Raw genomic sequence first — 22,022 nt, 5'->3', positions numbered from 1 at the left:
AACAAGGAACGGTGTACGGGACCGTGCCCCCAGGTGCGGTTCTGGAACGCCCTGCGACCGTAGGGAGGCCTGCGAACGGGCGTCAATGGCTGTCTGCACCGCGGCCCGCTGCGGTGCCGGCACGTGGTCACCGTCCGTCGACGAGTCGACGATGCCCGGCCACGACGGTGCGGCTCGAGCGTCGGCGCGGCCCGAGCGAGGCCACTCCGAGCTGCCTCGCCGTGCACCCGCTCAGCGCGGCCCCGCGAGTGCGACGGCTGCGCCCGGCGAGGGCCCGAAGGCCGTGAGGAACCGGTCGCGGAATGCGTCCATCCGCCACACCGGTGCATCCGGGCTCGGCAGCATCCCGTCGTCCCAGCCCCACGAAGAGGTCCGGTCCATCACGGCCGGATCCCTGGCGATGATCGTGATGGGGACGTCGTGCGAGGCGGCCGGCCCGGTGACGACCGTGGCCGGCTGGTGGTCGCCGAGCAGGACGAGCACCAGGTCGTCGTCCTGCTCGTGGAAGGTCGTCACGAACGAGATCAGGACGCTGAGGGCGTACTCGATCGACTGCCCGTAGAGCTCCGTGACCTGGGCGGCGTTCCCGATCACGTCCGCGGGTGCCGGTCCGGCCGCGGGCATGCCGTCGTAGACGGAGCCGTCCCCGAGCTCGTCCCAGTCGAGCAGGCGCGGCAACGGTGTCCATGGTTCGTGGGAGGACACCAGGTCGATCTCCGCCATCACCGGCGGATGACCCGATGCCAGCTCCAGGCGCTCGAAGGCCGCCATCGTGTACTGGTCCGGGATCGCCGCGAAGCTGAACTTGGGGCCCTCGTACCCCACGTCGTTGCGGTCGTAGTCCACGTCGAAGCGGTAGAACGCCCGGCCCTCCGGCCAGGGATCCCGGTTCGACGGCACGTCGACGACCGTCCGCCAGCCGGCCCGGTCGAACGCCGCGGGCAACGTGAAGCGGTCACTGGGGAGCAGCTGGTCGTAGCGCTGCTGGGTGTCCACCCACAGGCCGGAGTGGAGCGTGGCGTGGGCCAGCCAGCTGACCCCGCCGAACGTCGACGACGTCAGGAACGCGCTGCGCATGGTGAATCCCGCGGCCCCCAGCGTCTCCGTGCCGGCGTCGAGCAGTGCCCGGATGTCCGGCGCGACCGACGACTCCTGCACGGACACCCGCCCGTAGCTCTCGACGAAGACGAAGATCACGTCCTTGCCACGCAGGCCGGTGAGCAGCTCCGCCGCCGGCACCCTGCTCCAGGGGTCGTCGGCCGCCAGCTCCGCACCGAACACCGACCGGTCCCCCACGTTGCGCGCGGCCGCGGCGACCTGCACGGTGGCCAGTTCGGCGGCCCCCCGGGAGGCGACCGGCACCCCTGGGACCAGCTGGACGCCGACGACCGCGCAGACCAGCCACACGATGCCGAGCGAACCCGCCGTACCCGCTGCGATCCGCCGCCGCTGCGCCGACGCCCGGCAGACCCGCCGCACCGACAGTGTCACCGCCACCGGGACCAGGACGACGACGAGGACGGTGCCGACCACGACGGCGTCCGCCCAGCCCGGACCGAACGACTCGTGGAGCATGTCGACGGCCGCCGGGAGCAGCCGCCAGTCGTCCACGGGGTTGAACGGCCGGTGGAGCGCCTCGCGGAAGCCGAGGTCGAAGATCCGGACGACCGTGACCACCCCCAGCACGACGCCGGCGACCGTCGCGACCACCCGGATCCATCGCGACGGCAGCAGGACGGCCAGCCCGACGAGGACGAGGACCTCGAGCGGGATGCGCAGGAAGCCCGCGGGGCTGAGGCGGAAGAGCCGCTCCGGAAGCACGAGCACGGACCAGACCAGCAGGACGGCGAGCAGCGTCAGGGCCGTCGACAGCACGCGCCGCCGTCGTCCCGTGGCCGTGCCCGCCCCGTCAGGCATGGACCGACCCGACGGTCCTCTGGACGACCGCACCGGATCCGGCCCGGTGGTGGCGCCAGAGCCACCACACCTCACGGCCGAACGACTCGGCGAGCAGGACCGCCACCGCGACGAGCGCCAGCACGGCGACGAGCCCGGGCAACACACCCGCCGCCGCCGTGACCAGCGTGATGCCCTGGACGGCCGCGACGACCTTGCACCAGTAGCGCGGAGGCGCCGGGGCGCGCAGCCAGAACAGCCCGCGGCGGGCGACGACGAAGACGTAGTGCACCGACCCGATCGCGACGACCCACGGACCGAGCGAGTGGGCGACGTACACGCTGAGCAGGAGGACCAGGACCGAGTCGACCTCCATGTCGAAGCGGGCTCCGACCGCCGACACCGTCCCGGTGTTCCGGGCCACGCGGCCGTCCACCGCGTCGAGCACGAGCGCGACGACGGCCAGCGCGGTCAGCGCGGCCACGGGTTCGGAACCCACGAAGGAGTCCGCGACCAGCGCCGCAACGCCTCCGACGAGCGCGGCACGCGTCAGCGTGACCAGATCGGCCGGCCCCATCGTCCCGGCACCCGAGCGCCGGAAGGCGCGCGACAGCAGTGCGACCGCGACGGCCGCGTAGGCGAGGCCGGCGAGGGCGCCGACCACGCTCAAGCCGCCCGCACCGGCCAGCCCGGCGAGAACCGCGGCCTGCGCGATCAACCCGAACCGCACGCCCTGGGAAACGGTGAGCACGGCACCTCCGCGTCGATAGGTGCGCCCAGCGGCACGGAAAGGCGCGACGATGCGGTTCCCCACACGCGTCGAGGAGGTGCTGCCGGTGACACGGGACGCGGGTGCATCTTCGTGGCACGAACGGGCCGGCGGGCACATCTCCGTCGCGGTGCTGTGACGACCGTCCAAGTCGTCCTGCCGGACGGCATCGACGACCCCGCGCGACCGAGCGGCGGGAACAGCTACGACCGGCGGCTCTGCGGCGAGCTGGCCGCGTCGGGCTGGGACGTGCGGGAGATGGTCGTGCCCGGTGCGTGGCCCGGCCCGGACCCGGCGTCGATGTCCCGGCTGGCGCGCGCGGTCGGCGCCGTGCCGGACGGCGGGCTCGTCCTGCTCGACGGACTGATCGCCTCGGCGGCGGCCGCGGTCCTCGTGCCGGAGTCCCGTCGGCTGCGCCTGGTGGTTCTGGTGCACATGCCGTTCGGCGACGTCGCCGTCGCCGCGGAGGCCGAGTGCGCCGTCCTCACGCACGTCCACGCCGTCATCACGACCAGCGCGTGGACGCGGGAGCAGCTGCTCGGGCGTTACCGGCTGCCCCCGGAGCGAGTGCACACAGCCCGGCCCGGGGCGGACCGCGGCGAGAGAGCACCCGGCACACCCGGCGGCGGCCGGCTCCTGTGCGTCGCCGCCGTGGCCCACCACAAGGGGCCCGACCTGCTGCTCGACGCGCTCCGCGGCATCGCGTTCCCGCCGTGGCGCTGCACCTTCGTGGGTCCCCTCGACCGTGATCCGGAGTTCGTCGAGCGGCTCCGCCGTCAGTGCGCCGACTCCGGCATGGCCGACCGGATCTGCTTCGCCGGGCCACGGGTGGGCGAGGAGCTGCGCCGGCACTACCAGGCTGCGGACGTGCTGGTCCTGCCGTCACGCCTCGAGGCGTACGGCATGGTCGTCACCGAGGCACTGGCGGTCGGGCTGCCGGTCATCGCGGCCGCGGTCGGCGGGGTGCCCGAAGCGCTGGGGCGCACGTCCGGCGGTCCGCCGGGACTGCTCGTGCCGCCCGACGACGCGGACGCCCTCCGCGAGGCGCTCGGCACCTGGTTGGGCGACGCCGGCCTGCGCGAGCGGCTGCGCCGGGCGGCGTCCGAACGACGGTCGTCGCTGGAGGGCTGGAGTGCGACGGCGCGCCGCGTCGCCGCGGTGCTGGTCGCGGCCGCCGGGGAGCCGGGCCGGCTGCCGGGTGCCCGCGGGGCGGGCGAGTCATGAGCGGCGGAAGGCGCCTGACGTGGACGTGGGCCCGTCCGCTCGGGGGTGCGGCGATCCTCGCGGTCCTCGTCTGGCGCCTCGGCACCGGCCCGTTCCTCGACGGGGTGCGCCTGATCAGCGTCTGGTCCCTGCTGGCCGCCGCGTCGATCACGGTCCTGACCACCGTCTGCTCGGCGTGGCGGTGGCAGACCGTCGCGCGGGGCCTGGGCGTCGGCCTGCGGCTGGGCACGGCCGTCGCGGCGTACTACCGGTCCCAGTTCCTCAACAGCACCCTGCCCGGCGGCGTCGTCGGAGACGTCCACCGTGGGGTGCGGCACGGCCTGGACGCAGGGGACGTCGGTCGCGGTCTGCGCGCCGTCGGGTGGGAGCGTGCGGCCAGCCAGGTCGTGTTCGTGGTGCTGGCCGTGCTGTCGTTGCTGCTCCTGGACTCCCCGGTGCGCCCGGTGATGGGCTGGGTGGCGGCGACCGCCGTCGCCGGCGCACTCGGCGTGGCCGTCGTGCTGCGGGCCGTCCCGCAGCTCGGACCGTCCCGGCGGGCACGGGTCCTGCGGGCGTCGCGGGCCGACATCAGGGACGGTGTGCTCGACCGACGAGCGTGGCCCGTCGTCCTGGTCACCTCGGTGGTCGTGGCCCTCGGTCACGGCAGCCTGTTCATGATCGCGGCGTGGACCACCGGATCGAACGCGCCGCCGTCGCAGCTGTGGCCGCTGGCGATGCTGGCGCTGCTCGCGATGGTGGTGCCCCTCCACGTCGGCGGGTGGGGGCCGCGCGAGGGGGTGGCTGCGTGGGCTTTCGCTGCTGCCGGCCTCGGCGCGGCTCAGGGGGTGGCCACCGCCACGGCGTACGGCGTGATGGGACTCGTCGCGACGATGCCGGGTGCGCTCGTGCTCGCCGGTGATCGGATCCGCCGCACGCGGGCCCGGCGCGCCGCGGAGAGGCACGAACCGGCTTCGGTGGCGTCGCCGGCGTCCCGGTCGCGCGAGCACGGCTGAGGCGGTGCCGACAGCATTCCCAACCGAACGGGCCAGGAGCATCCTGTGCCGATGGCGGACACCACCGTGCAGAGGCGCATGTCGGTCCCGTTGACGGCCTTCGTCGCCGGCGCGGTGGTCGCCCTGCTCGTCGGGGTGTTCGGGCGGCTGCACGATCCGACGCTCAGCGGCACGACCACCCTCGGGTACCCGACCGTCCTCGCGATGAAGACCGTGGTCTCGACGGCGATCGCGGTGCTGGTCGTCTTCCAGATCGCCACCGCGCTCTGGATGTACGGCAAGCTCGGGATCCGGTCCCCGTCCTGGCTGGGGACGGCGCATCGCGCCAGCGGCGCCACCGCCCTGGTGCTGACGATATTCGTCACCTACCACTGCCTGTGGTCGCTGGGCCTGGAGGTTGTGGGGACGCTGCCGAACGGCCATGTGGTGACCCCGCGGGCGATGGTGCACGGCCTGCTCGGCTGCGCCGTCGTCGGCACCATCGTGGTGAAGGTCGTCGCCGTCCGGTCGAAGCGCGCACCCGGGTGGCTCCTGCCGGTGGCCGGTGGGCTCCTGTTCTCCCTCCTCGTCCTCGCCATCCTGACGTCGGCCGTCTGGTACGTCGGCGAGAAGGGCTGGCCGAGTCAGGCCGGGTAGTGACGAGGACCGTGCCCGCAGCACGGCCTCACGACGCTCCCGACGGGACGGCGAGCACGTCGACGTGGCCGACCACGAGCCGCAACCGCCCGGCGTGACAGGCGTCGAGCTTGCGGCCGAGGTAGGCGCCGGCCGACCGCTCGAGGTCGGCCTGCTGGGCACAGGCGGCGGCGATCCAGGCGCGCAGCCACTCCTCGGCCAGCTCGGCCTGATCGGCACCGAGGCGCCACGGGCTCGGCCGGCTCTCCACCACCGCACCCCGCCGGGTGAACGCGTCCACGGCGACGGCGGCGGCGTCGGGCCCCAGCAGCCATCGGTCGCCGGTGCTGCGCCGTTGATGAGTGTTGAAGGCATCGGCAAACGCGGCGTCCAGCGGATCGGACGGCGCGAACTCCACGCGCCCGGTGACCGACAACGTCAGCAGCGCAGCGACTCCGGCCCCGGTGCACGCGGCGGCGAGCCCGTCCACCTCCTCGGCCGTCAGCAGGTCCAGAACGGCGGACTCGGTCACCAGCGCGGTCCCGGACAGGTCGGCGGAGCGCAGCTCGGTGAGGTCGCCCTCCTGCGTCCGTGCCGAGACGGGGGCGCCGTCGGCGCCGACGGCGGGCAGGCTCGCCGCGGCGGAGGCGAGGAGTCCGGGATCACGGTCGTGCAGGATCCACACCTGCGGCCCGGACAGCCGCGGGGCCAGCCAGCGGCCCATCGATCCGGTGCCGCAGCCGAGGTCCCGGATCACCGCCGGCATGCCGGGGCGGGCAGCGGCCGCCAGGTGGACGCGGAGGAGTTCGACCAGCTCCGGCGCCCGCGCCGCGGCGTCTGCGCCTTCACGCAGCGCCAGCCAGTCCGGCGCGCACACGGGTGAACCGGGGCGGCTCAGCCGGGCCTCCCAGGGAGCCGGTCGAGCACGTTCAGGCATCTCCAGGTCACCTCCCGCCCGCCGGGCGTGCGGCCTGCACCGGTGTCGGCGGTACCCCCGGTCACCCGATCGGCTCCGCCGGGACGCCGGATGCGTTCGCCACGTCGAACCCCATCAGGACGTCGTTCCCCGCCAGGAACACCGACCGGTTGACGAGCCGGATGCCGTCGGCGACCCGGTCGATGCCGAGTGGCCCGACCGCCTCGATCCCCGAACCGATGATGGTCGGCGACAGCGACACGACGAGCCGGTCGACCGCCGCCGCGCGCAGCATCGAGGTGAGGACGCGGCCGCCACCCTCCACCAGCAGCGAGGCGACCCCGAGGGACCGCAACAGGCGCAGCACCTCGTCGACCCGGAGCCCGTCGGGACCGGGAGGAACGTCCCGGACCGTGGCGCCCGCCGACACCAGCGCCTGGCGGCGGGCCGGGTCCGCGTCGGGGCGACACAGGATCACCGTGGCGGCGTCGTCGGACAGCACCTTCGCGGTCAGCGGCGTCCGCAAGGTCGAGTCCAGGACGACGCGCAGCGGCGATGCGCCCGGGACCATCCGCACGGTGAGCTGCGGGTCGTCCTGCAGCAGGGTGCGTGCTCCGACGAGGACCGCGTCGCAGCCGGAACGCATGGCGTGCGCGACCCGCCGCTCCGGCTCGCCGCTGATCCACTTGGCGTCGCCCGTCCGGGTGGCGATCCGCCCGTCGAGCGTCTGGGCGTACTTCAGGACGACGTAGGGCCGGTCGACGCGGGGGTGCAGCGAGCCGAGCAGGCTCGCGGCGTCGACCGGCGCGAGGGGGAGCTCGTCCAGCCCCGGCCCCGTCGACCGGAGGTGTCCGAGCCGCTCCTGCTTGGTCTCCAGGTAGGCCCGGTTGTGCCGGTTCGCGGCGGTGCGGAGCGGCTGCAACGACTCGACCGTGATCCCGTGCCGCCGCAGACCGGCCACCTTGCCCGGGTTGTTCGACAGCAGCCGCACCGACCGGACCCCCAGGGTTCCCAGGATCGCGGCCGCGTCGCCGTAGTCCCGCAGGTCGGCATGGAGACCGAGCCGCAGGTTGGCGTCGACGGTGTCGGCTCCCGCGTCCTGCTCCACGTAGGCCCGCAGCTTGTTGACCAGCCCGATCCCCCGGCCCTCGTGGCCGTTGAGATAGAGGACGACGCCACGTCCCTCGGCGGCCACGTTCCGCAGTGCCGCTCGCAGCTGCACGCCGCAGTCGCAGCGGAGCGAGCCGAGGGCGTCCCCGGTCAGGCACTCCGAGTGCACCCGGGTCAGCAGCGACTCCCCCTCGCCGATCTCGCCGAACACCAGCGCGAGGTGCACGTGCCCGGAGGGGTTCTCGAACGCGCGTGCCCGGAACTCGCCGTACGGCGTCGGGATCGGCGCGGACGCCGCTTCGAGCGGTGTCCACCGGTCACCCAGCGACTCTGCAGGATCCATGCGCCCGACTCCTCGCTCTCGCGTCAGCGGGGGATCCCGCACGCTACCGTCGCCCGGGCGGGACGAGCAGGCGACGAGACCTGGGGGGTGAGTCGTGTGGAGGGCCTCCGACTGGTGTTCGTCGCGCCGGGGCGGGTGGAACTCGGGGCCGTCGACCTGCCGGACGCCGGTCCGGGCCGACTGGTCGTGCGCACGCGGTACTCGGGCATCAGCACCGGCACCGAACTGCTCGCCTACCGGGGACTGCTGGACCCGGACCTCCCGGTCGACGAGAAGATCGGGGCGCTCGGCGGCACGTTCCGCTATCCGTTCCCGTACGGCTACAGCTGCGTGGGCGAGGTCGAGCACTCGACCGGCCCGGTGCCGGCGGGGACGCTGGTCTTCGCGTTCCATCCGCACCAGGACCGATTCGTCGTCGGCGAGGACGACGTTCTCCCGCTCCCCCAGGGCACCGATCCACGCGTGGCCACCCTGTTCCCGTACGTCGAGACCGGCCTGCAGCTGAGCCTGGATGCCGGCCCGGTGGCGCGGGAGACCGTTGCCGTGCTCGGTCTGGGCGTGGTCGGCGTGATCACCGCCCTGCTGCTGCAGAGGGCCGGCGCGACCGTGGTCGCCGCCGACACCTCGGGATACCGCCGCGAGCTCGCGGCCTCGATGGGCATCCCCACGGTCGAGCCCGGGGAGCTGCCGTCGCGCCTGCCGTCCTCTGGCGTACCGCTTCTCCTCGAGCTGTCCGGCTCCCCCACGGCGCTCGCCGGGGCGCTGGACCTCCTCGCCCACGAGGGCACCGCGCTGGTGGGCTCCTGGTACGGCCGCCAGCACGTCGAGCTGCCGCTCGGGGGCTCCTTCCACAGGCGTCGGCTGACGATCCGCAGCAGCCAGGTGTCCACGATTCCGGCGGCACTCTCCGGCCGCTGGGACGTCGGCCGCCGCCGCCGGGTCGCCGTCGCCCTGCTCGGTGAGCTGCCGCTGTCCGTTCTGGTGACGACCGAATTCCCGTTCGAGGAGGCGCCCGCGGCCTACCGGGCGCTGGACAGCCGCGAACCCGGTGTCTTCCACGTCGCGCTGCGCTATCAATAGCCCCGTGTACGAGACCGGGACAGCGCTGCAGGTGCGGGCCTTCCACGTGATGCCCGGCATGCCGCCCCCCGAGGGCGAGCGGCACTCGCACGACTACCGGCTCGACGTCGTCGTCCGCCGGGACGACCTCGACGAGCGCGGCATGGTCGTGGACCTCGACCTCCTGGACCAGGCGCTGCGGGACGCCGCGGCCCGGGTCGAGGGCGTGGACCTGGAGTCGGTCGTCCCGGCCGAGGCCGTGACCGTCGAGGTGTTCGCCCGGTGGCTGCACGATCAGCTCGCAGCCTCGCTGGGCCGGCTGCCCGGTACGACGCTGGCCGTGCGGGTGTGGGAGTCCTCCGTCGCGTTCGGCGGCTACTCGTCGTCCCTGTGAGTGCGGTCGGACGACGGCTCGCCCGGGCCGTCGTCGGTCCGATGCCGATCGGGCTCGCCGACGCGCTGCGTCGGGCCCTTGCGCCCGGCTCCGGGGCGACGGTGCCGGCGCGGATCCGCCGGAAGGTGCTGCGGGGTCTGTACCGGGGCGGGATTCCCCGCGCCGTGTCGCGCTTCCGCCTGGTCGACAACCCGGACCTCGAGTTCGTCGCCATCGACTCGCAGGTCCTCGAGCAGCTCTACTGGCTCGGCGAGCAGGGCTGGGAGCCCGAGCTGCTCCCCTGGTGGCGCGCCTTCTGCCGGAGATCGACGTCGGTGCTCGAGCTCGGGACCAACATCGGGTACTTCGCGGTTCAGGGCGCCCGGGCCGCGCCGGGCGTGCGCTACGTCGCGGTGGAGCCGCACCCCGTCTCCGCCGGGATCTGCCGGACCCACCTCGCCCTCAACTCCGTGACCACGGTCGAGGTCCTCGAGGCCGCGGCGGTCGCGGATGCCGCGGCCTCGACGGTGGCGCTGCTCGTCCCGGCCGACCAGGCGGCGACGCCGACCGTCGCGTTCCTGTCGCCGGACACGGAGCTGCCTGCGGACATGGCACGGGACGTCGACGCCGTCCTCGACGTGCCGGCCATCGACGTCCGTCGGCTGACCGAGGGCGTGGACCTGATCAAGATGGACGTCGAGGGTCAGGAGCACCTCCTGCTCGCCGCGATCCGCGACCAGCTCCGCGAGCGGCGACCGACCCTGTTCGTCGAGGTCCTGCCCGGGACGGTGCAGCTGCGCGCCCTGCTGGCCGACCTGTGCACGGCGGACGGCTACCGGTGCTACGGCCTGAGCCGGCAGGGGCTCGTCGAGCTCGAGGCCGCGCAGCTGGCCACCGTCCGGTTGATGGACGAGTACGGGTGCCAGGACGTCCTCCTCTGCGCCGCCGACGTGCCACTGCCGTGACTCACCGATTCCGCCCGGACTGCCCGAACCGGCCTGTGCACGATTTCCGACGCGGTGGCGACTAGGACCTGCAATTGCACTTTGGGGCACTGCTTGGTGCCCTGAGCGATGCGTGCCAGCCAAGGCCCTGGCGCACCCGGATCGGCCATCCTCGGACCATGGTCGGCGGACGTCGGACGGCCGGCGGTGCGAGCGCCGGCCCGCACCGGGGCCGTGCTGCCCACAGGGCTCCCACCGATGGGGCGGAGCCATGAGGGACGTCGCGCGCGCGCCGGAAGGCAACGGACGCGCAGCTCCGGCGGCGAGCGCCCGGCGGACGGATGCCGACGGCGCCCAACGGCCGCCTGCCGACCGGTCTCTGGGTCCCCTCGCCGTCATGCGTCTGCAGAGCCAGGCCGGCAACGCCGCGGTGGCGAGACTCGTCTCCCGAGGTGCATCGGGCCTCCGTGCGCCGGCATCGCGGACGACGCTGCCCCGCGGAGGGCCGGGCAACCGCACGCAGGGCCTCCAACGACTCGTGGACGGCGGCGGAGCCTGTCCTGCGCCGCCGGTGGCTCCCGTGGCGGCCGACCCGAAGGCCGATCCCCGATTCGCCGCGGTCGAGGGCCAGATCAAGGGGGCCGCCTCCTCCGCCAAGAAGCACCCGACCGGCGCCGCCGAGGCCGACCAGGCGCGCAAGGCCGCCGAGCCGCCCGCCGACGACAAGGCGAGCCAGGCCAAGGCGGCTCAGGCCGACACCATGGCCGCCGCGAAGCCCAAAGGCTTCGACAAGGCCGCGTTCATGGCGGCGGTGAAGACGGCGATCGCCAAGTCCGCCCCGCAGAACCTGGACGAGGCGGACAAGTTCGCGACCTCGGGGAAGGCCGATGCGGTCAAGGGCGAGGTCATGGGGAAGGTCACGGCGGGCAAGCAGGCCTCCGCCGGGGACATCGCCGAGAAGACCGCGCAGCCGCCGGACCCGTCGGCCGCCAAGGAGAAGGCTGTCACTCCCCTGCCGCCGCAGCCCCCGGCGAAGGTGCCGGCGGTCGACGGCGCCAAGGCGATGCCGGGCAAGGCGCCGGCCGGGCAGACAGATCTCCGCGCCGGACCCTGTGGCGTCTCGTCGTCCATGGCCGAGGCGGACGTCTCCGACAAGGATCTGGCGGCGTCGAACGAGCCGCAGATGCAACAGGCCCTGGCCGCGAAACAGGAGGCCCAGGCGCACGCGGCCGAAGCGCCGGGACAGATCCGCCAGAAGGAGGGCCAGGCGCTCCAGCAGGCCCAGGCGGGCGCCGGCACCGACGCCAAGGCCGCGGTGGGCGCGATGGTCGCGGCGAAGGGCCGGGCCGGCGGCCAGGTGGGCACCCAGAAGAACACCGCCAAGGCGCGGGAGGAGACCGAGCGCAAGCGGATCTCGGGTGACATCAACAAGATCTACGACCGGGTCAAGGGCGAGGTCGAGGCCATCCTGAAGGGTCTCGACACCAAGGTCAGCGGCATGTTCGAGAAGGGTGAGGCCGAGGCGCGCGCCGCCTTCACCGCCAAGCACAAGGCGGACATGGAGAAGTACAAGGACGCGCGCTACTCCGGGCCGGCGGGATGGGCGCGGTGGACCGGCGACCTGTTCATGAGCGTCCCCAAGGAGGCCAACGACATCTTCGTCCGCGCCAAGGCGCTGTACGAGGAGAAGATGTCCGCCGTCATCTCCGGCGTCGCGGACCTCATCGGCGGTGAACTGGACGCGGCCAAAGAGAAGATCGCCGCCGGGCGGCGGGAGATCAAGGCCTATGTCGCCTCCCAGCCCAAGGATCTGCAGAAGATCGCGGAGGCCACGGCCACCGAGGTATCCGGGAAGTTCGACCAGCTCGAGTCGGACGTCGACGAGAAGCAGGAGTCACTCGTCGAGGACCTCGCCCAGAAGTACGTGGAGGCCCGCAACGCCGTCGACGAGGAGATCAAGGCCGAGCAGGCGAAGAACGAGGGACTCGTCGACAAGGCCAAGAACGCCGTCGGCGAGTCCATCGGGGCGATCCTGAAACTGAAGGACCTGTTCCTGGGCGTGCTGTCCAAGGCAGCCGCGGCCTTCAAGGCGATCGTCGCAGCCCCCGTGACGTTCATCTCGAACTTCATGAGCGCCGTGAAGCAGGGCTTCATGAACTTCGCGAGCAACATCCTCGAGCACCTGAAGAAGGGGCTCCAGGGGTGGTTGTTCGGTCAGCTCGCCAACGCCGGGATCCAGCTGCCGGAGAAGTTCGACCTGATGGGCATCGTCAAGATGCTCGCCCAGTTGCTCGGCCTCACCTGGAGCAACATCAAGGGGCGGATCCTGGCGAAGATGCCTTTGGTCGCCAAGGTCATCGACGTCGTCGAGTCCAAGATCGAGATCTTCGTCGTCCTCGCCACGAAGGGCATCGCGGGGATCTGGGACTGGATCAAGGAGAAGGTCGGCGACGTCAAGGAGATGATCTTCGGCCAGATCAAGTCCTTCGTCATCGAGAAGGTCGTGAAGGCCGGCATCACCTGGGTGCTCGGCATGCTGAACCCCGCCGGCGCTCTCATCAAGATCGTCCAAGCGCTCATCAGCGTCGTGCAGTGGATCATGGAGCGCGGCCAGGAGATGGGCGAGTTCATCGGCACGATCATCGACGCCGTCATGGACATCGCCCGCGGCGGTATGGGTGGCGTCCCCGCGAAGATCGAGGCCGCGCTCTCGAGGGCCGTCCCCCTCGTGATCAGTTTCCTGGCCGGGCTGCTGGGGCTGGGTGGGATCTCCGAGAAGGTCAAGGCGATCTTCGAGAAGGCCCAGGGGTACGTCGGCAAGGCTGTCGACTGGGTGGTCGACAAGGGGCTCAAGATGGCCCGGCCGCTCATCAAGCTGGCGACGAAGGCCCTGGCCTACGGGAAGAAGAAGTACGAAGCGGTCAAGGGCTACGTCAAGAAGAAGTACGAAGCCGGCAAGGCCTACGTGAAGAAGAAGTACGAAGCAGCCAAGGGTTACGTGAAGGGCAAGGTGGAGGGCGCCAAGGAGAAGCTCGGCTTGAAGAAGCAGGACAAGCGGAGCCCCGCCGAGCGGAGCGCGGCACTCCAGGCGGCCATGCAAGCGGGCCAGCAACTACTAACGAACCCGCAGAACTCGTTGGCGGAGGTCCGCAAGCGTCTGCCGCAGCTGAAGCGGGAGAACCGCGTCAAGTCGCTCGGCGTCGTCATCGATCGGCACTCGGCGGAGAAGGACGTCGTCCATCTCGAGGGCGCCAACAGCCCGCGCGTCGCGGGACCTTCCGTAACCAAGTGGACCGTCACTCTGCAGCGGCAGGACGGCGATGGTGCAGCCGCCCCCGTCACGGCGACCGGTCAGCAGGCCGAATTGGCAGGGTGGACGGATTCCGACATCGCAACTCTCGTAATGGTGTCGCGGGCGGAACTGCGGAGGGCCACCGGCGAGCAGCAGCGCCTCTTCTACAGCTTGGTGGAGCGTGGCCAGATCTCCAAAGGCAACACCCTTTTGGACAAGACGGTGGCGTGCGGTGGCGGCGTGACGTCCCTGAGCGGATGGGGCACCCAGGGACGAACAAGGCGCGACGACGTGCATCCACTGTCCGCGCACGATGCGAACCTCGCCGATGTGGCAGCGGGTCAGCGCCACGGCACGATGACGGGACTGTTCGAGCAGGGCAAGAGGCGAGGCGTTCCGGCGCCACTCGTACCGATGTCGGCGGAAAATCCCGAAAGCGAGGACATCCTCCATTTCGGCCCCACCGACGATCCGAGTCAGATCCCCAAAGAAGCCCGCGCGCAGAAGCCGGCCGTCGGGGGGTTCGTCGAACCTGCCGGATTGGGCGGACTCGATCAGGGTGTCGAGGAGCAGTACGCCACGTCCCACGCCGAGCGGCAGGTCTTCACGCGGGTCGAGGCGCGAGCCGTCGGGGTCACGCGGCCGATGTGTAGTACCTGCCAGGACTTCTTCGTTCAGCAGGCCAGCACGAAGCAAGTCGTGCTGGTCGTCAGCGACACCGAGATGGCGAGGGTGTTCCTGCCCAACGGCACGATGATGCGGAGGTGAGTCGCGAACGCTGACGCACCCGCCGCTCAGGTCCAGTCGACGTCACGACCCGGACGCCACCGCTCAGGGGAGATACCAGTCGATGATCAGTCCCGGCGGCCCGGTGATGGGCACGTTGATCTCTCCGGACTCCGTCACGAGATCCGCGTAGTCCCCCGGATCGTCGGAGAAGTAATAGGTAGCGAGAACGTTGTAGACGCCCTCCGGAAGTTCGAAGCCATAGCCCCCGTCGGGGCCGCTGTAGATCTGGTACACGTCTCCGTATCCCCGAGGAATGATGTAGAACTGCAGCAGCACCCCTTCCAAGGGATCGCCGTTCCAGTCGTAGGTGTGGCCGCTGACCACCGTGGACGGCGCTTCCTCCGGGACAGCGGGCGCGGGCGGAGGCTCGAACTCGGTCGATGCCTCCGCGAGCGTCGCTTCCGGGAGCGTCGCCTCCGGTGAGGCCTCTGGCGCCGCGTTGTCCGAGGCCACTGCAACCGGGTCGGGAAGGGGCTGGGGGCTCGGAGACGAGCCGCACGCGGTCAGCAGGCCGACGGCGATCGCGGCGAGAAGTGCGATGTGCCACGGTCGTCGAGCCGCTAGCAACGCACGCGGGACGGCCGAGTCGGTGACAGGAAACCGTGGAGGATCCGTGGCCCGTCGGGACATGGCCTGGCCTCTCCATCGACTGCGCTCAGAGCTGCCCGGAGGGATCTCCCTACGTCGGAGGACAGTGACTCGCAGGATCAGGCGGGCGGGGACTCCTCTTCCTCTTCCCCCTCCTCCTGGCGCTGCACCCCGATCGGGCTGGCAGAGACCGGCGCGGGCGCCTCCGCGGTGTCGGACATGGCGCGCTCCGCGTTCGCCGAGGCCTCGCGCTCGAACCGGTCCGACGGGTCGCTGACGCGGATGCCGCCCGCCGCCGGCGTCCCGTCCACGGGGCCGCTGCGTTGCTGCACGACGTGCGTCAGCTCGTGCGCCAGCGTCGTCCGTCCGGCCGTGCTGGACGGGTCGTAACCGCCTCGCTGGAACACGACGTCCGAGCCGACCGTGTAGGCCTGCGCGTGCACCGCCCGGGCGGAGTCGTGCGCCTTGTCGTCGGTGTGCACCCGCACGTCGCCGAAGTCGGCCCCCAGCCGGGTCTCCATGTCGGTGCGCACGTCGGTCGGGAGGGGCGACCCGCCGCCGGAGCCCACGACGTCGTGCACCGGGGAGCGCTCCTCCTCCAGCATGGCGCCGACGCCCGCGTTCCCCGCGGTGCGCTGGAGCGCGAGCACGGTGGAGCCGGAGAGGACGTCGGTGCGCCCCGAGGCGGCCGCCAGCATCGCCTGCGGAGACGGTCTCCCGTCCGCTCGGAGCCGCTGGGTGGCGTGAACCTGTTCGTCGCGGTCCTGGTCGTGGCGGTATTCGGGCATCACTCGTTCCTCCCGCGCGTGGGACTCGTCAAGGGTCCCGAATGCGCCGATCGACGGCGTGCGCCGCGGCGCGGACTTGCGCGCACCGCGGCGTGCCCCATCGGGCAGCCGGCTCAGCCGCCCCCGGCGGAGTAGCCGCCCGCCCCCTTGACCAGCTGGCCACCGAGCAGGACGAAGAAGCTGAACGTCGCGACGGCGGTGGTCGCCTGCGCGCCCGCCGTACCGCTGGTCGACGCCGGCGCGACGACGGCGATCTCGTTCGTCGCCGTCACCGGCTCGCACCGGGCTTCGAGGGGGTACTGACCGACGGTCAGTCCCGCCGGGAGACGCACGTCCGTCCGGTACGTGCCGTCCCGCCCCGCCTGGGTGGTCGCGACCTGCTCCCCGTTCACGAACAGCAGCACTCGAGTGAGCCGTGGACAGCCGGTGCCGACCACCGAGGCGAGTCCTGCGGGCACGATCACGCCCCGCGCCTCGACGCTCGGCGGCTCGGCCGGCGGAGGTGCCACCTCGTCCTCGCCGCGCCACAGGTGGGTCATGGAGGCCTCACCCCGGCGACCGTCGGCCAGCAGCACGGACGCCGTCACCAGATCCGTCCCGACGCTGTCCCGCGTGTAGGTGAAGCCGGCCCGCCCGTCCTCGCCCGTCCGTGCCGTCCCCGACCGGTCGCCCTGACCCGGTTGCGTCGCGACGAAGGCCACGTCCGCACCAGCGAGAGGCGAGCCGTCGAGCAGGACCGTGGCGACCGCCGTGAACTCCTCGTCCAGCAGACTCGCCGTCCCCGGGGGCTCGAGCGTGAAGGTCAGTCCGGGGACGAGGTTCCACTGATGGACGACGGACGCCCGGCCGCTCCGGTCGCCGGCGGTCGCCTCCGCCAGAATCGTGTCGGTCCCGGCGACCGGCCTGGTGAAGGTGAAGGACGCCTGCCCGTCCTCGTCGGTCACCGCCTCCAGGGTGATGTCCTCCTGCGGGTCGCCGTCCTGACCGGTCAGGGTTGCGCGGAACGCCACCCGCGCCTCCGGCACGGGGACCTCCCCGTCGGTGACGAGTGCCGTCGCGGTGAAGTCACTGCCGGCCGGACTCGCCGTGCCGGCGGGACCGAGCGCCACCCGAAGGTCCTCCTGGACGCGCCAGAAGTGGTCGATGGTCGCGCGCCCGGTCCGCTCCCCGGACGTGACCACCGCGTCGATCCGGTCGGTGCCCTCCACCGGACGGTCGTAGGTCGTCGAGGCCAGCCCGTCGGCATTGGTCGTCAGGCTCACGCTGACAACCGGCTGGTCGGCCTGCTCAACCATCGTGATGGTCATGTCGACGGTCGCGTCCGCCACGGGGCCGCCGGTCGCGTCCCGCACGCTGACGGTCGGTGTGAAGGAGCTGCCCACCAGGCTGGTCGTGCCGGCAGGCGCCACCGAGACGACGAGTTCGCAGGCCTGCCATTCGTGAGTCAGCGATGCGGAGGTCACCGTCTCGGAATCGACCTCGGCCCTCGCGACGAGGGAGTCGGTACCCGGCGCGGCAGCGGCGTAGGAGACGGTGGCGCGGCCGTCGACATCGGTCGTCGCCGTCAGCACCTGGTCCGCCGCGCCGGCCATGGTGACCGTGACCTGCACCGCGACCCCCGCCAGCGGGTCATCGCCGTCGATCAGGGTCACCGTCGGCGTGAAGGAGGTCCCGATGCAGTTGGTGGCGCCGGCCGGCGAAAGGACGGCAGCGGGGACCGACTCGTCGTCCCAGCGGTGCGAGATGGGGTCGGACCGGAAGTCGGCGTTCCCGGACGAGAACGTCGCCGTGATCGTGTCGGTGCCCTCGTCGTCGCGGGAGTAGGACGCCGTGTAGCTGCCGTCGCTGCCGTCGTCCAGCAGGGTCAGCGGCGAGCCGACCCCTTCGACGCGGAAGGTGACGGTGCCCGACGTGCCGGCGGGGGTCACCGCGGCAGTGAGCAGCACGGACTGTCCAGGCCTGGAGGTCTCGAGGTCCTGGTTCACCGTCACGGTCGGCCGGACCCAGGTGTGGCGCAGTCCGCTGGAGGTGTACGTACGACCGAACACCGTGGCGGTCGCGGTGATGACGTCCTCGCCGGCCGCGGCACCGGCGTAGGAGCCGGTGTACGCCGGATGGCTTCCGGAGGCCTCCACGGCCGCACCGGCGTTCGTGCTGCTCACCGCGAAGCTGATGTCGCTGTCGGTCGCGCCCGACACCGCCGCCCTGACGGTGTGCGTGGCACCGAGCGCCGACTGCGTCGCGTCCTGGGTCAGCGTCACGACCGGCGTGGTCCAGCTCTTGGTCACGATCCGGGAGGTGAACGTCCCGGACGTGGTGGTCAGCGATGCCTGGATGCTGTCCGTGCCGGGTGCGGTGCCGGTGTAGCCGGCGCTGCCCTGGTCCGTGACGTCCAGGGGCCCGGCGTGCGGACCGCTGACGACGGCGACGGCCACGGTGCCGCCGAGGGACCCGTCCGGCAGTCTCACGCTGACCGAGGCCGTCTCACCCAGGTCGGAGCCACCGGTCGGGTCCGATATCTCCACCCTCGGGCCGGTCCACGTGTGCGTGGCAGAATCGGAGGTCGACCCGACGCCGTCGGTCACCGTCGCGGTGATGGTGTCCGTGCCCGGTGTCGTTCCGATGTACTCCGCGGTGAAGGTCGCTCCCCCGCCCGACGTCTGCAAGGTCCGTGGGTTCGCGCCGGCGACGGTCAGCGACAGGCTGCGGTCCCCGCGCCCCTCACCTCCGGACACGGTGACGGTCACGCCGAGCGTCGTCCCCACCAGCGAGGAGCCGGAGGCGGGCGTCAGTGCGACGGACACGTCCGGCGGCTCGGAGGTCCACTCGTGGGTCACCCGGGCCCCGACGTCCGACGGGACCCTGGACGAGCTGGGCGGCGGGGTCCACACAGCGAGGATCGTGTCGGTTCCGGCGTTGGTCCCCTGGTAGCTCGTCGTGACGCTCGTCGCGCCGGACGTGTCCTCCAGGATGATCTTGGGCACCTGGAGACCGCCGTTGGGGCCCAGGACTCCGATGCGCCAGATCCCGTCCCCGGTCGCGTTGTCCACCCGCGCTGAGACGGTGACTTCCGTCCCCACCACCGACGAGGTCCCGGGGGCGGGGGACGTGATGACGACGGCTGGCGGAGGAGGAGGCGGTGGCGGAGGAGGTGGAGGCGGAGGCGGAGCCGTCGCTGTCACGTCGTGCGAGTCGAGACCGTCCTGATCCACCAGCTCGCCGGTGATCGTGTACGCACCTGGCCGCGTGAGGGAGAACGTCACCGAGCAGCTGGACTCCCCGCTGCTGTCGCTCGGGTCCGGGTCGATCGACTCGCACGAGGGGGCTTGGTCGATGTCAGGACTGATCGTGAAGACGACGGACCAGGGGCGGCTGGTGGTGGCTGTCACCGTGACATCCCCGGGCACTTCGACCGACGTCGGTCCGGACAGCACGATCGTGTCCGCCGCAGACGCAGGCGGGGCGAGGGCGAGCAACGACCCGAAGGCGAGCAGGAGCACGGTGACGAGCGACGCCGCCCAGCGCAGCCGCGCTCTCATCGGAGCTGGGCCAGGTAGGGGCCGAACTCGCGCTCGAGCACGAGCCTGCCGAGCTTGCGGTACTCCTCGTGGACAGCGGCGATGACCATGCCCATGTCGACAGGAGCGCCGGCCTCGGCCGCCAGATACGCCGCCGTGATGGCCACCGAGCGGATGTTGCCGCCGGAGAGCTCGAAGGCCTGCGCGCAGTAGTCCAGGTCGAGGTCGCCGGCCACGGGCAGCGGCGCCGCCAGGCAGCGCTGCCACAGCGCCAGCCGGAGGTCCACGTCGGGCGTCGGGAAGTCGATGATCGCGTCCAGCCGCCGGGTGAACGCCTCGTCCAGGTTCGCCCGCAGGTTCGTCGCGAGCACCGCGAGGCCGTCGAAGGTCTCCATGCGCTGCAGCAGGAAGGCGCTCTCGATGTTGGCGTACCGGTCGTGCGCGTCGCGCACCTCGCTGCGCTTGCCGAAGATGGCATCCGCCTCGTCGAACAACAGCACGGCGTTGACCCCGCTGGCCTCGCTGAAGATCCGTTCGAGGTTCTTCTCGGTCTCCCCCACGTACTTGTCGACCACCGTCGCGAGGTCGACGGTGTACAGGTCCAGGCCGAGCGCCCCGGCCACCACCTCGGCCGACATCGTCTTGCCGGTGCCCGAGTCGCCGGCGAAGAGCGCGGTGATCCCCCTCCCCCGCCCCCCGCCCGGACGCATCCGCCACTCCGTGAGCACCCGGTCGCGGTGCCGTGCCCGCGCGGCGAGCTCCGTCAGCTGCCGCAGGACGACGGGCGGCAGGACCAGGTCGTCCCAGCCCACCTCCGGCTCGATCCGGCGCGCGAGACGCTCCAGCCCCGCGGCGTTCTGCGAGCGCGCGCCGCGACGCAGGTGGTCGGGGGTGACCGTGCCGCCGGTCAGCGCCGCCGCTGCCCGGGCGGCCCGCACGGCCCGGTCGATCTGGTGGGGGCTGAGGACGAAGTGCTCGGTGGCGGTGGCCGCTCCCTCCACCCCCACCGGCCCGAGGGCCTGGTGCCACAGGGCGATGCGCTCGTCGGGCCCGGGAACGGGTGCCTCGCACAGCAGCGGTACGACGTCACTCCAGTCGGGGTCCCAGGTGGCGGCGCCGACGAGCAGCACCGGCACCGGCAACGCGGCGAGGCGGCGGAGTGCCGCCGGCGCCGCGGACGCCAGCGCCTCCACCGGTCCGGCGACGATCCCGCCCCCGATCAGCAACGCCTCCCGGCCGGCGACCCGCACGGGCAGTCCCGCGTCCGGCTGGGAGGCCAGCCGCCCGAGATCGAGACCGACAGTGGGGCGACCCGCACGCACCAGTGCGGCCGTCGCCATGGCCGCACCCGTCCCGGCCACCCGCTCGCGGACGTGCACCAGCCGGTGACCCGCACCGATGGCGTCGGCCAGCGCCGCGGCGGGGTAAGCGTCGTAGGCGACCCGGCGGCAGAGCACGTCGGCGAGGACGGGGTCGGGCGCCGTGCCGCCCAGCAGGTGCGCGGTCACCCGGTCGGGCACGCGCAGGGCCCGGGTCAGGAGGGGACGGTCACCGTCCTCCACCCACAGCAGACCCGACTCGACCAGCGGTGCGCCGTCGCCGACGCGCTCGCGCGCCTCCACGGACGTCGGTGGGACGCCGAGGATCTCCAGCGCCAGCCCGACCGAGGCGCGGCGCCGCGTGACGTCGTCGTTGAGGTAGCCGATCAGGCGCTCGAATCGCGCGTCCAGATCGGGAAGCAGCGCGACGAGCAGCAGGTGCTCGTCGAGCCGGGTCAGCGAGGCGTCGCGCGCCAGACGACGCAGGCGGAGGACGGCGCCCTGGGCCTCGGCGGCGTCAGCCGCACGCTCGACGTCATCGACGACAGCGGTGTCGGGAGCCGGATCGGGGACGCGCGGGAGGAGGAGGCGGTCGACCGCCTCCTCGGAGAGGTAGAGGCCGCGGAACGGGTCGTCCGGCGCCGGATCGTCGCTGCGCCGGTGAGCCACCAGCGCGCGGATCCGGTCCTCGAGCACGCCGACGCGGCGGAACAGGTCGGCCCGGTCCGGGTCGGGATCTTCTCTCACGATCCGCCCCCACCGCGCCGCCGCCGTGCGGGCTTCCGCGCAGCCGGCTCGTCCTCGGCCCGCTCTTCCTCGGCCGGCTCCGCCGGCTCGTCCTCCGCCGGCTGGTCGCCGACTGCTCGTCCCGGCTCCCTCGGCGGCCAGCCGCCGATCCCGCCGATCGACACCCGCGGGGGCCCGGTGACGGGCGGACCGGTCTCCGGCCGCTGCCCGGTGTCGGTGGGCACGCAGACGACCACGTCGAGGGATGGCTTCAGCTCTCCCCCCAGAGCCGACCAGACGTCGGCGAACGACCGGTCCTCCGGCGGGGGCAGCGCGATGTTGACCGGCACCGGCAGGCCCAGCTCCGCGAGTGGCCCCCCGAGCAGCTCAGGCGGCATCGCGTCGTACCGCAGGAAGCAGGCGAGGAGGTCGGACAGCAGGCGGTGCTCGTCCTCGGGCCGTTGCGTCCACGCCGTCACGAGGTAGGACAGCTTGAAGTGCCGGGGCGGCAGGTGGCGGGCGCGCACGCGGCCCAGGTCGTCGTACTCGTTGATCATTCCGCGCGAGCGGCGGCGCAGGTCCTCCCGGACGTCGTACAGGTAGACGTCCACGGCGGGGGCGGTCCGGCGGCCGGCCCAGTCCTTGGTCGGCGCGTCGAAGACCACCTCCACCGAGCCGCGGTCCACCGCATCCCGCTGGATGAGCGCACGCAGCGCCGAGTCCACCTCCGGGATCACGGTCCGACTGTGCTCCGGCGGCCG

The 22,022-nt window shown here is 72.5% G+C and carries 16 protein-coding genes; 7 read left to right on the top strand and 9 right to left on the bottom strand.

Features of this window, described 5'->3' with window-relative positions:
* Positions 1 to 231: 231 nt before the first annotated feature.
* Positions 232 to 1,917: a sulfatase-like hydrolase/transferase gene (locus tag E4P39_RS05900; protein WP_135135465.1), complete on the bottom strand. Its 1,686-nt coding sequence runs from the start codon at positions 1,915 to 1,917 to the stop codon at positions 232 to 234.
* On the bottom strand, positions 1,910 to 2,647 hold the full coding sequence (locus tag E4P39_RS22195) for a CDP-alcohol phosphatidyltransferase family protein (protein ID WP_209306371.1): 738 nt from the start codon (positions 2,645 to 2,647) through the stop codon (positions 1,910 to 1,912). The genes E4P39_RS05900 and E4P39_RS22195 overlap by 8 nt, the downstream gene beginning before the upstream one ends.
* 153 nt (positions 2,648 to 2,800) lie before the next feature.
* On the opposite strand from E4P39_RS22195, the gene E4P39_RS05890 reads away from it, so the two are divergent.
* Genes E4P39_RS05890 through E4P39_RS05880 form a run of 3 tightly spaced genes read left to right on the top strand, consistent with a single transcriptional unit; the run spans position 2,801 to position 5,517 of the window.
* On the top strand, positions 2,801 to 3,889 hold the full coding sequence (locus tag E4P39_RS05890; protein ID WP_135135464.1) for a glycosyltransferase family 4 protein: 1,089 nt from the start codon (positions 2,801 to 2,803) through the stop codon (positions 3,887 to 3,889).
* Positions 3,886 to 4,881 (top strand): lysylphosphatidylglycerol synthase transmembrane domain-containing protein, encoded by a 996-nt coding sequence (locus tag E4P39_RS05885; protein WP_135135463.1) that lies wholly within the window; start codon positions 3,886 to 3,888, stop codon positions 4,879 to 4,881. The genes E4P39_RS05890 and E4P39_RS05885 overlap by 4 nt, the downstream gene beginning before the upstream one ends.
* A 51-nt stretch (positions 4,882 to 4,932) precedes the next feature.
* The gene (locus tag E4P39_RS05880; RefSeq protein ID WP_135135462.1) at positions 4,933 to 5,517 is read left to right on the top strand and encodes a DUF6529 family protein; all 585 of its coding nucleotides are present in this window, start codon (positions 4,933 to 4,935) and stop codon (positions 5,515 to 5,517) included.
* A 28-nt stretch (positions 5,518 to 5,545) separates the two neighbouring features.
* Here the strand turns inward: E4P39_RS05880 and E4P39_RS05875 are convergent, their stop codons facing one another.
* Together E4P39_RS05875 and ribA are read right to left on the bottom strand one after the other, a co-directional pair.
* Positions 5,546 to 6,373: a hypothetical protein gene (locus E4P39_RS05875; protein WP_209306370.1), complete on the bottom strand. Its 828-nt coding sequence runs from the start codon at positions 6,371 to 6,373 to the stop codon at positions 5,546 to 5,548.
* 121 nt (positions 6,374 to 6,494) lie between these two features.
* Complete coding sequence (ribA, locus tag E4P39_RS05870; RefSeq protein ID WP_245159661.1) at positions 6,495 to 7,865, bottom strand: GTP cyclohydrolase II; 1,371 nt, start codon at positions 7,863 to 7,865, stop codon at positions 6,495 to 6,497.
* A 96-nt stretch (positions 7,866 to 7,961) separates the two neighbouring features.
* Here ribA and E4P39_RS05865 point away from each other — a divergent pair, with 96 nt between their 5' ends.
* From E4P39_RS05865 to E4P39_RS05850, 4 genes are all read left to right on the top strand, one after another.
* Positions 7,962 to 8,945, top strand: coding sequence for a zinc-binding alcohol dehydrogenase (locus tag E4P39_RS05865; RefSeq protein WP_245159660.1), 984 nt, complete (start codon positions 7,962 to 7,964; stop codon positions 8,943 to 8,945).
* 4 nt (positions 8,946 to 8,949) lie between these two features.
* Positions 8,950 to 9,318, top strand: a complete 369-nt coding sequence (locus tag E4P39_RS05860; protein ID WP_135135459.1) for a 6-carboxytetrahydropterin synthase — start codon at positions 8,950 to 8,952, stop codon at positions 9,316 to 9,318.
* A gap of 41 nt (positions 9,319 to 9,359) precedes the next feature.
* Positions 9,360 to 10,262, top strand: a complete 903-nt coding sequence (locus E4P39_RS05855; protein WP_135135458.1) for an FkbM family methyltransferase — start codon at positions 9,360 to 9,362, stop codon at positions 10,260 to 10,262.
* Positions 10,263 to 10,821: 559 nt separating this feature from the next.
* Positions 10,822 to 14,301, top strand: a complete 3,480-nt coding sequence (locus E4P39_RS05850) for a hypothetical protein (protein ID WP_135135457.1) — start codon at positions 10,822 to 10,824, stop codon at positions 14,299 to 14,301.
* A gap of 63 nt (positions 14,302 to 14,364) precedes the next feature.
* Here the strand turns inward: E4P39_RS05850 and E4P39_RS05845 are convergent, their stop codons facing one another.
* The 5 genes from E4P39_RS05845 to E4P39_RS05825 all read right to left on the bottom strand — a co-directional run bounded on the left by E4P39_RS05845 (position 14,365) and on the right by E4P39_RS05825 (position 21,998).
* A complete protein-coding gene (locus E4P39_RS05845) occupies positions 14,365 to 14,775 on the bottom strand; it encodes a hypothetical protein (RefSeq protein WP_135135456.1) in 411 nt (136 codons plus the stop codon).
* A gap of 254 nt (positions 14,776 to 15,029) precedes the next feature.
* Positions 15,030 to 15,698 carry a DUF4157 domain-containing protein gene (locus E4P39_RS05840; protein WP_135135455.1) on the bottom strand — a complete coding sequence of 223 codons (669 nt, stop codon included), beginning with the start codon at positions 15,696 to 15,698 and terminating at the stop codon, positions 15,030 to 15,032.
* 113 nt (positions 15,699 to 15,811) lie between these two features.
* Entirely contained in the window at positions 15,812 to 19,237 is a 3,426-nt protein-coding gene (locus E4P39_RS05835; RefSeq protein ID WP_135135454.1) for an Ig-like domain repeat protein, read from the bottom strand.
* Entirely contained in the window at positions 19,234 to 21,282 is a 2,049-nt protein-coding gene (locus E4P39_RS05830; protein WP_209306369.1) for an ATP-binding protein, read from the bottom strand. Before E4P39_RS05830 ends, E4P39_RS05835 begins: the two co-directional genes overlap by 4 nt.
* Positions 21,279 to 21,998 carry a DUF4255 domain-containing protein gene (locus E4P39_RS05825; RefSeq protein WP_135135452.1) on the bottom strand — a complete coding sequence of 240 codons (720 nt, stop codon included), beginning with the start codon at positions 21,996 to 21,998 and terminating at the stop codon, positions 21,279 to 21,281. The genes E4P39_RS05830 and E4P39_RS05825 overlap by 4 nt, the downstream gene beginning before the upstream one ends.
* Positions 21,999 to 22,022 lie beyond the last annotated feature (24 nt).

Origin of the sequence: Blastococcus sp. CT_GayMR19 (assembly GCF_004570385.1) — a bacterium.
In the GTDB taxonomy this organism is placed as follows: domain Bacteria; phylum Actinomycetota; class Actinomycetes; order Mycobacteriales; family Geodermatophilaceae; genus Blastococcus_B.
Note: the sequence above shows the minus strand (reverse complement) of the source record. Positions and strands in the feature narration are given on the sequence as shown.

What these genes read in the sequence shown, in the direction of transcription:
- E4P39_RS05900 (WP_135135465.1), bottom strand. Translation starts at nt 1,917, where the DNA reads ATGCCTGACGGGGCGGGCACGGCCACGGGACGACGGCGGCGCGTGCTG.
- E4P39_RS05885 (WP_135135463.1), top strand. Translation starts at nt 3,886, where the DNA reads ATGAGCGGCGGAAGGCGCCTGACGTGGACGTGGGCCCGTCCGCTCGGG.
- E4P39_RS05880 (WP_135135462.1), top strand. Translation starts at nt 4,933, where the DNA reads ATGGCGGACACCACCGTGCAGAGGCGCATGTCGGTCCCGTTGACGGCC.
- ribA (WP_245159661.1), bottom strand. Translation starts at nt 7,865, where the DNA reads ATGGATCCTGCAGAGTCGCTGGGTGACCGGTGGACACCGCTCGAAGCG.
- E4P39_RS05855 (WP_135135458.1), top strand. Translation starts at nt 9,360, where the DNA reads ATGCCGATCGGGCTCGCCGACGCGCTGCGTCGGGCCCTTGCGCCCGGC.
- E4P39_RS05840 (WP_135135455.1), bottom strand. Translation starts at nt 15,698, where the DNA reads ATGCCCGAATACCGCCACGACCAGGACCGCGACGAACAGGTTCACGCC.
- E4P39_RS05835 (WP_135135454.1), bottom strand. Translation starts at nt 19,237, where the DNA reads ATGAGAGCGCGGCTGCGCTGGGCGGCGTCGCTCGTCACCGTGCTCCTG.